Genomic DNA, 11820 nt, shown 5'->3' on the forward strand with positions numbered 1-11820 from the left:
TCGACTCTCGTTTAACTCGCCGTGAAGCTTTTTTGTTAGGCTTTCCGCGAGCGCGCGAGCACTACCGCGCCGGCGATGGTGAACGCATCTTAGGCTTGCGACACTAAATCTGAAATTCGTTCGAGAGTTGGGGACCCCGCGTGCGCCTGGAACAGTCATCGCCTTCATCACCATCGGTCTCACGTCTTCCTGCGCACGAATTCACGACCGGGACGATCCTCAAGTCGGCATCCGTGACGGCGATGCGAGCGGGTTTGCTGACAGCCGCGGGTGTGTTGGCCTTCACCTCCGATGCGAGCGCGTCAACCTGGTGGTGGCCGGAAAACGATACCACGGTGTACGATACTCCAGCTCCGCCGCCCCCGCGTCGCGCACCGCGCAAGCCGTTGCATCTCGACACGCGCCAGGAGAAGCTGATCGAGAAGCAGACCGCCAAGCCGCGCGGGCCGATCCTGATCTCGGTGTCGATCGATCAGCAGAAGCTGCGGGTCTACGACGCCAATGGCTTCTTCGCCGAGTCGCCGATTTCAACCGGGATGCAAGGTCACGCCACTCCGATGGGAGTGTTCAGCGTCATCCAGAAGAACAAATGGCATCGCTCCAACATCTATAGCGGCGCGCCGATGCCCTACATGCAGCGCATCACCTGGTCGGGAATTGCGCTGCATGCCGGCGTCGTGCCCGGTTACCCGGCGTCACATGGCTGCATCCGGATGCCGAATACGTTCGCGATAAAGATGTGGGGGTGGACCCGGATGGGTGCCCGCGTGATCATCACGCCCGGCGACATCACGCCCACTAATTTCAGCCATGCGCTGCTGATTAACAAACGGGTGCCGCTGCCGGAGACGGCACCGATGGCATCGGATCCGCAGAAGCCGGCGACCGGCTCCAAGTCCGACAAGGCAGCCGGCGCCGGGCCGGGCTCCGATACCTCCGCTGAACTGCGGGCCAGCATCCTGCACGACGAATCACTGAGCGCGGTGAAAACGGCGGATGCGAGCGGTGCCAGTTCAGGCGGTGCTGTCGTCGTGTCGGATACCGGGGCGCGCGTGGCACCCACCACGGATGGGTCCACAGAAGCCAAGCTCACCGCTGCAGCAGCCGCGTTCGACGAGACCGAGCCGTTGATCACCGCGTCGGTCAGCACGCCCGACACGGCCAAGGCCGATGTCGCCAGACCCGATGCAGCAACCGCTTCGGCCGAAAACGCACAGCCGATCAATGAGAAGGCGCCGCCTGCTCAGGTCCCGGATCAAGCCGGGGGTGACGCAGCGGCGAAGGATCAATCCCGTCCCACCGAGCCCACCACTGCAGCGGCGCCAGAGCTCCCGGCCGCCAAGCGTGGCGCCGGCCAGATTGCGGTGTTCGTCAGCGCCAAGGATCAGAAGCTCTACGTTCGGCAGAACATGACGCCGCTGTTCGATGTGCCGGTCACGATCGCCGCCGGCGATCGGCCGCTTGGCACCCACGTATTTACCGCTGAGTTGACGAAGGACGAGAGTGTGCGGTGGACGGTGGTGACGCTGCCGACGCCGCGCCGGAGTGAAGAGCTCAGCAGTTCCCGCCGGACAAAGAAGCCTTTGCCGCCGGTTGTGAACGCGACACTCGAAGTCGATGGCCCTGCCGCCGCTCTCGATCGGCTAACGATCCCGCCGGAGGCGATGGCCCGCATCGCGGAGGCGATCTCAACGGGATCGTCACTCATCGTCTCGGATCAAGGCATCAAGGCCAGCGGTGAGACCGGTCAGGGAACGGACTTCATCATCAGCCTGCGCTGATCCCAGAGCAACGTACCAAATGCCGACAGCGCCGGGGCGGCGCTGTGTCCGCCGCGCCCGCGGTCTGCGCGAAACTGCGTGCAACTCGGCGCGGATGGCGAATAAGCATTGCCCGTTCCGCTTTGCTGCCTCTACGTTGAAGCCACACGACGAAGAAGCCGCTGCTTCGCCCCATTGGGCCGGCAGCGGACGGCGGCAAGAGGATGACGGTGATGCGGATCGCCACAGGTGTTCTGGTTGCAGGTGCGGTGTCCCTGAGCGCGATCGGGATCGCGTGGTCGCAGGCAGCGCCCAAGGTCCCCCCTGCGGCCCCGCAGCCTGCTCAGACCGCTGCGCCGGCCACGCCTGCTCCTGCTCCTGCTCCGGTCAAGCAGGCCTGCGCTAATCCGGATGCACTCGGCGTCGGCCGCATCGTCGAGATCGACACCACCGGCGGCCCCGGCTTCGGCTTTGAGCATTTCAAACAGCTCGACTTCCTGCGCGACAAGGAAGTCGTCCTGACCTTCGACGACGGTCCCTGGCCGGTCAACACCCCGGCTGTGTTGAGGGCGCTGGCGGACCAATGTACCAAGGCGATCTTCTTCCCGATCGGCAAGCACGCTACCTATCACCCCGAGATCCTCAAGCAGGTCGCGGCCGCTGGCCATACCATCGGCGCCCACACCTGGGCCCACACCAATCTCGGCAACAAGAAGCTCACCGACGACCAGCGCAAGGACGAGATCGAGAAAGGCTATGCGGCGGTGAAATGGGCGCTGGGCGCGGCGCCGTCGCCGTTCTTCCGCTTCCCGGCGCTGCAGCACCCGCCGGAGATGGTCAGCTACCTTGGCACCCGCAACATCGCCATGTTCTCCTGCGACCTCGACTCGTTCGACTTCAAGGCGCGCAAGCCCGAGCAGGTGATCGACACCGTCATGAAGAAGGTCGACCGCCTCGGCAAGGGCATCATCCTGATGCACGATTTCCAGAAGAGCACGGCCGAGGCGCTGCCTGAACTGCTGCGGCGGCTGAAGGCCGGCGGCTACAAGGTCGTGCAGATGCGCGCCAAGGCCCCCGTCGTGACGCTGGCGAAATATGACGAGGAGTTCGCCAAGAGCAACGCCCTGCCGACCGTCAGCTCGCGGCCGGTCAGCTCCGTCGTGCAGACGGTCTCCGAGTGATCGGGTAACGGCTTGATCATCTGCTTTCTCGAGCCCCGATGACGGGCAAGTCCGCGCTGAGCATCGAAGGCTTTGTGATCGTTTCCGCAGAGGGCAATCTGGCGGACGCCGCCGGCGTGATGCCCGATGTGCTGAAATTCGAGGGGGATCAGCGCTTCTTCGCCAACGCGCTCGACCGGGCGGCGCTGATTGTCCACGGCCGCAATTCGTTCGAGGACCAGCCTAATTCACCCCGTCGCAAGCGGCTGGTGGTGACACGACAAGTCCCGAGCCTGGCGCCCGATCTGGCCAATCCGAATGCGGTATTGTGGAATCCCGCCGGCGCGTCGTTCGACGAGGCGCGTGCCCGCGCCGGCATCCAGGTCGGCATGATCGCGGTGATCGGCGGACCGGAAATCTTCGCGATGTTCTTCGACCGCTACGACACGTTCTGGCTGTCAGAAGCGCTGCATGTTCGCCTGCCCGGCGGCCAGCCGTGCTTTCCGGGCGTGCCGGCGCAGACGCCGCAGCAGGTCCTCGCCGCCCACGGCCTCGCGCCCGCCGAGCGGATCGTGCTCGACGCGCCCCACGATGTCGGCGTCACGCCGTGGCGGCGCACGACTGCCTAGAGCGTTTTCGAGCGAAGTGGATACCGGTTCGCGTGAAGAAAACGCGTCTAAAGAAGACCTGGAGCTCCGGTTCTGATTCTATCAGAACCGGAAAAGCTCTAGTCTAGACATCGTTGGTGGTGACGACGGCAGTCGTGCCGCGGCCGGTGCCGGCAATGATGAACAGCGCGCCGATCAGCGACAGGTTCTTCAGGGCTGCGATCAGATTGGTTTGCGCCTCGATGCCGCTCTGGTTCCAGAAATCGTGGTAGTAGTAGATCGTCGCCGCGACGAACAGCGCCAGTACCAGCGAAAAGAATCGTGCGCCAAAATTCAGCGCGATCATCAGCCCGCAAATCAGTTCGACCGCCCCTGCCCCGATCGCCAGCATCTGCGCGAACGGCATGCCGGCAAATCCTTCCAGCTGCGACGTGTAGGTGGTGAGCATCTCCGGAACGCCGATCTTCTGCGTCTTCTCGGTGGTCGCCGCCAGATCGATCAGCTTGGCGGCCCCAGAGAAAATGAACAGCACCGAAAACAGGAAGCGCCCGAGAGACACGAAAGCAGGCATGGTCGACCTCACTGGCAAGCGAACGCGGCGCAGACCGCCTGCCGAGTATGAGCAGTCGCCGGCCGCTTTTCAAACGGTCAGATCGCGTACCGAAGATTTACGCACCGCGAGTTGATGTGAGCGACGCTGGCGCTCGCTCTGGCTGGCGGACTCAGCCACCTCCACGCCGGTCATCGCCCGGCTCGTCCGGGCGCGCCCGTATTCCAGTGCGGCTGCGGTGATGATCAGCAGCGCTCTGGAATACTGCGCCCTCCGCTGTCGCGGAGGGTGACGGCTGAATGTGGCGTTGGCGCAGTGCCTCGCTTCACTGCGCGCTGGCGTCGATATCAGGCGAACAGCGTGCGCTGGTGCCGCCCGGCTCGTTCCTGCGCTTCGACCACGGCGACCGCGGTCATGTTCAGGATGCCGCGCGGCGTCACCGATGGGGTCAGGATATGGGCCGGCCGCGCCGGGCCGACCAGGATCGGGCCGACCGGCAGCGCATCGGCCAGCACCTTGATCATCTGGTAGGCGATATTAGCGCTGTCGAGATTGGGCATGATCAGCACGTTGGCGCCGCCCTCCAGTCGCGAATGCGGCAGGATCAGTTCGCGTGCGCTCTGCACCAGCGCGCTGTCGCCCTGCATCTCGCCGTCGGCTTCGATCTCCGGATGACGCTCGGCCAGCAGCGCGGTCGCGCGCCGCACCTTGATCGAGGAGTCGGTCGGGTAGCTGCCGAAATCCGAATGCGACAGGAACGCGATCTTCGGCTTGATATTGAAACGTTGCACGTGCACCGCCGCCAGCGCTGCAACCTCAGCGAGCTCCTCGGCGGTCGGATTCGGCCGCACTTGAGTATCCGCCAGGAAGATCGCGCCCTTACTAGTGATCATCAGCGCCAGCGCTGCATAGTCCGAAACACCGGGCAACAGCCCGATGACGTCGCGGACATGTCGCAGATGGTTCATGTAGCGGCCGTCGAGGCCGCAGATCATCGCATCGGCCTCGCCGCGCGCCACCGCGAGCGCGGCGATCACGGTCGAGTTGGTGCGCACCACGGTTCGGGCGGCTGCCGGCGTCACGCCGGAGCGCCCGGCGATGTCGACATAGGACTGCACGTAGGAGCGATAACGCGGGTCGTCCTGCGGGTTGACGAGGTCGAAATCCTCGCCGGCCTTGATCGACAGGCCGCTGCGCTTGATCCGTGCTTCGACTACCGACGGACGACCGACCAGGATCGGCCGCGCCAGCTTCTCCTCGAGAATGGTCTGCACCGCGTGCAGCACCCGTTCGTCCTCGCCCTCGGCGTAAATGACGCGGACGGGCTGCGCCTTGGCCTTGGCGAACACCGGCTTCATGACGAGGCCGGAGCGGAAAGCGAAGCGCTCGAGCTGCGCGTAGTAATCATCGAACGACGTGATCGGCCGCGTCGCCACGCCGGAATCCATCGCGGCCATCGCCACCGCCGGCGCGATGCGCAGGATCAGGCGCGGATCGAACGGGCTCGGGATCAGCGAGCCGGCGCCGAAGCCGAGCACTTCCTCGGTGTCGAGCCCGGCGACCGGATCGGCCGGCGGATCGCGCGCGAGCTGTGCGATTGCATCGACCGCCGCGATCTTCATCTCCTCATTGATCGCAGTGGCGCCGACATCGAGCGCGCCGCGAAAGATGTACGGGAAGCACAGGACGTTGTTGACCTGGTTCGGGAAGTCGGAGCGGCCGGTGCAGATCAGCGCATCGGGGCGTGCCTTGCGCACCTCGTCCGGCATGATCTCCGGCGTCGGATTGGCGAGTGCCATCACCAGCGGCTTCTCGGCCATCTGCTGCACCATCTCGGGCGTCAGCACCTTCGGGCCGGACAAGCCGAGAAAGACATCGGCGCCGGGGATGACTTCGGCCAGCGTCCGCTTGTCGGTCTTCTGCGCGTAGACCTCCTTCCAGCGGTCCATCAGCACGTTGCGGCCTTCGTAAACGAGGCCTTCGAGATCGCAGACCCAGATGTTCTCGCGCTTGGCGCCGAGCGACACCAGGAGGTTGAGACATGCGAGCGCGGCCGCGCCGGCGCCGGCGGTGACGATCTTGACGTCGGCGATATCCTTGCCCTTCAGCAGCAGCGCGTTCTTGACCGCGGCGCCGACGATGATCGCGGTGCCGTGCTGATCATCGTGGAACACCGGGATCTTCATGCGCTCCTTGAGCTGCGCCTCGATCTCGAAGCACTCCGGGCCCTTGATGTCCTCGAGGTTAATACCGCCGAAGGTCGGCTCCAGCGCCGCGACGGTCTCGACCACACGCTCGATCGTGTCGGCTGCGATCTCGATGTCGAACACGTCGATGTCGGCGAACTTCTTGAACAGAACCGCCTTGCCTTCCATCACCGGCTTGGACGCCAGCGGGCCGATATTGCCGAGGCCGAGCACGGCGGTGCCGTTGGTGACGACCGCCACCAGATTGCCCCGCACGGTGAGATCGGCGGCCTGCGCCGGATCGGCCGCAATCGCGTTGCACGCGGCGGCGACGCCCGGCGTGTAGGCGAGCGCCAGATCGCGCTGGTTGGCGAGCGGCTTGGACGCGTGAATCTCGAGTTTGCCTGGGCGCGGCGAGCGATGATAAGCGAGCGCCTGGGATTGCAGATCTTCAGAATTGGACGCCATGCGGTCTCCGGGCGACTTCGTCGGCAGAGACCTGCCGCTCCTGTCGTTCATTCCTATCAGCGGACGTTGTTACCAATTTGACTTGTGAATGTCCGGTCCTTCCGGACATAGCGGTTATCACGCCAACGCAACGTCGATCGTTGCAGCCTCCCGATAAGCCGATGCCCGCGGCAAGCGCGGGCATCCCGAATCCGGAGCGTGTGCCGCCTCAATCCTGTTGCAGATTGAGGCGGATGTGCAGCTCGCGCAACTGCTTGGGCGACACCTGCGACGGCGCGCCCATCAGCAGATCTTCGGCGCGCTGGTTCATCGGGAACAGCGAAATCTCGCGCAGATTGGTGGTGCCGCAGAGCAGCATCACGATGCGATCGACGCCCGCCGCCATGCCGCCATGCGGCGGCGCGCCGTATTGGAAGGCGCGATACATGCCGCCGAACCGATCGATCACTTCCTGTTCGCCATAGCCGGCGATCTCGAACGCCTTGACCATCGCTTCGGGACGATGGTTGCGGATGCCGCCCGATGCAATCTCGTAGCCGTTGCAGGTGATGTCGTACTGGAACGCCTTGATCGTCAGCGGATCCTGCGACGTCAGCGCGTCCATGCCGCCTTGCGGCATCGAGAACGGGTTGTGCGAGAAGTCGACCTTCTTGTCGTCCTCGTTGTATTCGTACATCGGGAAATCGACGACCCAGGCCAGTGCGAACTGATCCTTGTCGACGAGATTGAGCTCCTCGCCGACGCGGGTGCGCGCGAGGCCCGCGAACTTGACGAACTTCGCCGGATCGCCGGCGACGAAGAACGCGGCATCGCCGGCCTTGAGACCGAGCGCGGCGCGGATCGCTTCGGTTCGCTCGGGGCCAATGTTGTTGGCCAAGGGACCGGCGCCCTCGCCGCCTTCGCGCCACATGATGTAGCCGAGGCCCGGCTGCCCCTCGCCCTGCGCCCACGAATTCATGCGGTCGCAGAACGCGCGGCTGCCGCCGCCCGGACCGGGGATCGCCCAGACCTGGTTGCGCTCTTCCTCGAGCATCCGCGCGAACACCTTGAAGCCCGAACCGCGGAAGTGCTCGGAGACGTCCTGCATCTCGATCGGATTGCGCAGGTCCGGCTTGTCGGTGCCGTACTTCCGCATCGAGTCCGCGAAGGCGATGCGCGGCCAGCCCTTGGTGACGCGCTTGCCCTTGGCGAATTCCTCGAACACGCCGGTGATCACCGGCTCCATCGCGGCGAACACGTCCTCCTGCGTGATGAAGCTCATCTCGACGTCGAGCTGATAGAACTCGCCCGGCAACCGGTCGGCGCGCGGATCCTCGTCGCGAAAACACGGCGCGATCTGGAAATAGCGATCGAAGCCCGACATCATCAGCAGTTGCTTGTACTGCTGCGGCGCCTGCGGCAGCGCGTAGAACTTGCCGGGATGGATGCGGCTCGGCACCAGGAAGTCGCGCGCGCCTTCCGGCGACGACGCCGTCAGGATCGGCGTCTGGAATTCGAAGAAACCCTGCTCCTTCATCCGCCGCCGCATCGAGTCGACGATGGCACCGCGGGTCATGATGTTCTGGTGCAGCTTCTCGCGGCGCAGATCGAGGAAGCGATAGCGCAGCCGGACGTCTTCCGGATAGTCCTGCTCGCCGAATACCGGCAGGGGCAGTTCGCCGGCCGGGCCTAGAACCTCGATCTCGGTGATGAATACTTCGACCGCGCCAGTTGGCAGATCCGGATTGTCGGTGCCCTCAGGACGGCGGCGCACCCGGCCGTCGATCCGCACCACCCACTCGGAGCGCAGCTTTTCGGCATCCGTGAAGGCCGGCGAATCCGGGTCCGCCACGCACTGGGTGAGGCCGTAATGGTCGCGCAGATCGATGAACAGCACGCCGCCATGGTCGCGGATACGATGGCACCAGCCGGACAGGCGGACGGTCTGGTCGATATCGCTGTCGCGGAGCGCGCCGCAAGTATGGGTTCGGTAACGGTGCATGGAAATCCCGGAAAGGCCGTCTTTGGGCAGAATCGTGTGTCCGCAGGCTTGCGGAGAGCGTCAGGGTTTACCCGAGCGGACCCAGCGCGGCAACCAAATGCAACCCGCTTTTGCGGCCATTGGGCCGCCGCGGTGTCTCGGCATGCCCTCCTCGCCAGCTCCGCCTTGCAACCCGGCCGCTGCGAGCAGATTGTCCCAGAGCGAACCATTCCTATCTGGTGACCGATGACCTTTCATTTCCCGTTCGACAACAGCTACGCCGCGCTGCCCGAGACCTTCTTCGCCCGTGTGGCCCCGACCCCGGTGCCGGCGCCCCGACTGATCAAGCTGAACCGCCCGTTGGCGGCTCAGCTCGGGCTTGACGCCGATTGGCTTGCCAGTCCCGAGGGTGCGGCCGTTCTCGCCGGCGCCCAGCTGCCGGACGGCGCGGCGTCGATCGCCATGGCTTATGCCGGGCACCAGTTCGGCCAGTTCGTGCCGCAGCTCGGCGACGGCCGGGCGATCCTGCTCGGCGAGGTGATCGACAAAGACGGCGTTCGCCGCGACATCCAGCTCAAGGGCTCTGGCCGGACGCCGTTCTCGCGGATGGGCGACGGCCGCGCCGGGCTCGGCCCGGTGTTGCGCGAATACATTGTCAGCGAGGCGATGGCGGCGCTCGGCGTCCCGACCACCCGCTCGCTCGCCGCAGTGCTCACCGGCGAACAGGTGATCCGCGACCCGATCCAGCCCGGCGCGGTGCTGACCCGCGTCGCTTCCAGTCACATTCGCGTCGGCACCTTCCAGTTCTTCGCCGCCCGCGGCGACCGCGATGCGGTGCAGGCGCTGGCCGACCACGTCATCGCGCGTCACTATCCCGAGGCTGCGCAGGCCGAGGCGCCGTATCTGGCGCTGCTCGAGGGCGTGATCGCCCGGCAGGCCGAGCTGATCGCGCGCTGGATGATGCTCGGCTTCATCCATGGCGTCATGAACACCGACAATTGCTCGATCGCCGGCGAGACCATCGATTACGGCCCCTGCGCGTTCATGGACAGGTTCGATCCGAAGACGGTGTATTCGTCGATCGACCAGATGGGTCGCTACGCCTATGGCAACCAGCCGCCGATCGCGCTGTGGAACCTGACCCGGCTGGCCGAATGTCTGGTGCCGCTGCTGGCCGCCGACGACGACAAGGGTGTCGAGATCGCCCAGACGGCGCTGGGCGGCTTCGCCGAGCACTTCAACTCCGCCTATCTGGCCCGGCTGGCCGCCAAGCTCGGCCTGTCGACCGTGCAGGCTGACGACCCGCAGCTGTGCCAGGACTTCATGGCGGCGATGGCCCGCGGGCGTGCCGATTTTACCCTCGCCTTCCGGAGGCTCAGCGACGCCGCGGCCGATCCGTCGGATCTCTGTGCGGTCCAGGCGCTGTTTGCTGATCCGGCCGGGTTCGACGAATGGGCCGTGCGCTGGCAGCAGCGTATCGCCGCGGAGCCACTAAAGTCTGTCGACCGGCAAGCGGCAATGCGGGCGGTCAATCCGGTTTACATCCCGCGCAACCATCTGGTCGAAGCGGTGATCCGGGCGGCGGTCGACCGGGACGACTTCGCGCCGTTCGACGAGCTGCTGGCCGTGACTGCCAACCCCTTCCGGGAACTGCCGGAATTCGAACGCTATGCGCAGCCGCCGCAGCCCCATGAGGAGGTGCTGCAAACCTTCTGCGGAACTTGATCAGCGCACGCCAAGCGTGTCTAGTGCTTCGGATTCGATGGCTTTTTAGGCAACGGTCGCCTGACCGTGCCCCTGGCCGGTTTTCCGAAACGCGATAGAGTTTGATGGACCTGATTTCCAGCACCGAGCAGCTCGCCAGCGCCTGCGCCCGCCTCGCCACCTTCCCGGTCATCACCGTCGACACCGAGTTCTTGCGCGAGACGACCTACTACCCGTTGCTTTGCGTGGTGCAGATGGCCAGCGCCGACGAAGCTGTGGTGGTCGATACGCTTGCCCCCGGCATCGACCTGACGCCGTTCTTCGATCTGATGTCGAACGAGAACGTGCTGAAGGTTTTCCACGCCGCGCGGCAGGACATCGAGATCGTCTGGCACCGCGCCGGCATCGTGCCGCATCCGATCTTCGACACCCAGGTCGCCGCCATGGTGCTGGGCTATGGCGACAGCATCGCCTACGACCAGCTGGTCGAGCGCATCACCGGCCATCGCCCCGACAAGACCCACCGTTTCACCGACTGGTCGCGCCGCCCGCTGACCGACGAGCAGCTGCACTACGCAGTCTCTGACGTCACCCATCTGCGCGACGTGTTCGCCGCGCTCGACGCCGATCTCAAGAAGCGCGGCCGCAGCGACTGGGTCAGCGAGGAAATGGAAGTCCTGACCTCGCCGAAGACCTACGACTTCGATCCGGGCAGTGCCTGGGAGCGGTTGAAGACACGCGTGCGCAAGCCGAAAGAACTCGCAGTGCTGATGGAAGTCGCCGCCTGGCGCGAACAGGAAGCGCAAACCCGCGACGTTCCGCGCTCGCGCGTGCTCAAGGACGACGCGCTCGGCGACATCGCCACCCACGCGCCGACCTCGCTGGAGCGCCTCGCCACGCTGCGCTCGCTGCCCAAAGGCTTCGACCGCTCGAAATGGGGCTCGGACATCGTCGCCGCCGTGCAGCGCGGCCTCGCCCGCGATCCGGCGAGCCTGCCGAAGATCGACAAGCCACGCAACAACTCCAACGGCGCCGCGACGGTCGAATTGCTCAAGGTGTTACTGCGCATGACCTCGGAGCGCCACGCCGTCGCCGCCAAGGTCATCGCCACCGTCGACGACCTCGAACAGATCGCCGCCGACGACAAGGCCAATGTCGGCGCCCTGCGCGGCTGGCGACGCGAACTGTTCGGCGAAGCCGCGCTGGCGCTGAAGCACGGCCGGCTGGCATTGGGGATCGAAAAAGGCCGCGTTACTCAGGTGGAACGAGATAAGGACGCGCCCGCGACCAAGGCGCCCTGAACTAACCCCGTCATTGCGAGCGCAGCGAAGCAATCCAGAAGCCCCGCGCACGGCGCTGGATTGCTTAGGAGGGCGCGCCAAGTAGGCGGGGGGGGGTAACGTAAGCGGCGCCCCAAACATACC

General features: G+C 65.4%; 8 protein-coding genes. 5 read left to right on the top strand and 3 right to left on the bottom strand.

The features are described from left to right. Positions 1–140: 140 nt before the first annotated feature. From D4Q52_RS18935 to D4Q52_RS18945, 3 genes are all read left to right on the top strand, one after another. Positions 141–1781, top strand: coding sequence for a L,D-transpeptidase (locus D4Q52_RS18935; RefSeq protein ID WP_349627416.1), 1641 nt, complete (start codon positions 141–143; stop codon positions 1779–1781). 212 nt (positions 1782–1993) lie between these two features. Beyond that, complete coding sequence (locus tag D4Q52_RS18940) at positions 1994–2941, top strand: polysaccharide deacetylase family protein (RefSeq protein ID WP_119858145.1); 948 nt, start codon at positions 1994–1996, stop codon at positions 2939–2941. Positions 2942–2979: 38 nt separating this feature from the next. Next, positions 2980–3549 (top strand): dihydrofolate reductase, encoded by a 570-nt coding sequence (locus D4Q52_RS18945; RefSeq protein WP_119858132.1) that lies wholly within the window; start codon positions 2980–2982, stop codon positions 3547–3549. Positions 3550–3652: 103 nt separating this feature from the next. Here the strand turns inward: D4Q52_RS18945 and D4Q52_RS18950 are convergent, their stop codons facing one another. From D4Q52_RS18950 to aspS, 3 genes are all read right to left on the bottom strand, one after another. Then, the gene (locus D4Q52_RS18950; RefSeq protein WP_119858133.1) at positions 3653–4099 is read right to left on the bottom strand and encodes a DoxX family protein; all 447 of its coding nucleotides are present in this window, start codon (positions 4097–4099) and stop codon (positions 3653–3655) included. Positions 4100–4425: 326 nt separating this feature from the next. Beyond that, positions 4426–6732: an NADP-dependent malic enzyme gene (locus D4Q52_RS18955; protein ID WP_119858134.1), complete on the bottom strand. Its 2307-nt coding sequence runs from the start codon at positions 6730–6732 to the stop codon at positions 4426–4428. A 208-nt stretch (positions 6733–6940) separates the two neighbouring features. Beyond that, positions 6941–8713 carry an aspartate--tRNA ligase gene (aspS, locus tag D4Q52_RS18960; RefSeq protein ID WP_119858135.1) on the bottom strand — a complete coding sequence of 591 codons (1773 nt, stop codon included), beginning with the start codon at positions 8711–8713 and terminating at the stop codon, positions 6941–6943. Between the two features lie 225 nt (positions 8714–8938). On the opposite strand from aspS, the gene D4Q52_RS18965 reads away from it, so the two are divergent. Together D4Q52_RS18965 and rnd are read left to right on the top strand one after the other, a co-directional pair. Continuing rightward, positions 8939–10417: a protein adenylyltransferase SelO gene (locus D4Q52_RS18965; protein WP_119858136.1), complete on the top strand. Its 1479-nt coding sequence runs from the start codon at positions 8939–8941 to the stop codon at positions 10415–10417. A 104-nt stretch (positions 10418–10521) separates the two neighbouring features. After that, complete coding sequence (gene rnd / locus D4Q52_RS18970; protein ID WP_119858137.1) at positions 10522–11697, top strand: ribonuclease D; 1176 nt, start codon at positions 10522–10524, stop codon at positions 11695–11697. Positions 11698–11820 lie beyond the last annotated feature (123 nt).

This window comes from Rhodopseudomonas palustris, from assembly GCF_003591005.1.
In the GTDB taxonomy this organism is placed as follows: domain Bacteria; phylum Pseudomonadota; class Alphaproteobacteria; order Rhizobiales; family Xanthobacteraceae; genus Rhodopseudomonas; species Rhodopseudomonas palustris_K.

Excerpts from the sequence above, each read along its gene's own strand:
- D4Q52_RS18940 (WP_119858145.1), top strand. The coding sequence starts at position 1,994 with ATGCGGATCGCCACAGGTGTTCTGGTTGCAGGTGCGGTGTCCCTGAGC.
- D4Q52_RS18950 (WP_119858133.1), bottom strand. The coding sequence starts at position 4,099 with ATGCCTGCTTTCGTGTCTCTCGGGCGCTTCCTGTTTTCGGTGCTGTTC.
- D4Q52_RS18945 (WP_119858132.1), top strand. The coding sequence starts at position 2,980 with ATGACGGGCAAGTCCGCGCTGAGCATCGAAGGCTTTGTGATCGTTTCC.
- D4Q52_RS18955 (WP_119858134.1), bottom strand. The coding sequence starts at position 6,732 with ATGGCGTCCAATTCTGAAGATCTGCAATCCCAGGCGCTCGCTTATCAT.
- rnd (WP_119858137.1), top strand. The coding sequence starts at position 10,522 with ATGGACCTGATTTCCAGCACCGAGCAGCTCGCCAGCGCCTGCGCCCGC.
- D4Q52_RS18965 (WP_119858136.1), top strand. The coding sequence starts at position 8,939 with ATGACCTTTCATTTCCCGTTCGACAACAGCTACGCCGCGCTGCCCGAG.
- aspS (WP_119858135.1), bottom strand. The coding sequence starts at position 8,713 with ATGCACCGTTACCGAACCCATACTTGCGGCGCGCTCCGCGACAGCGAT.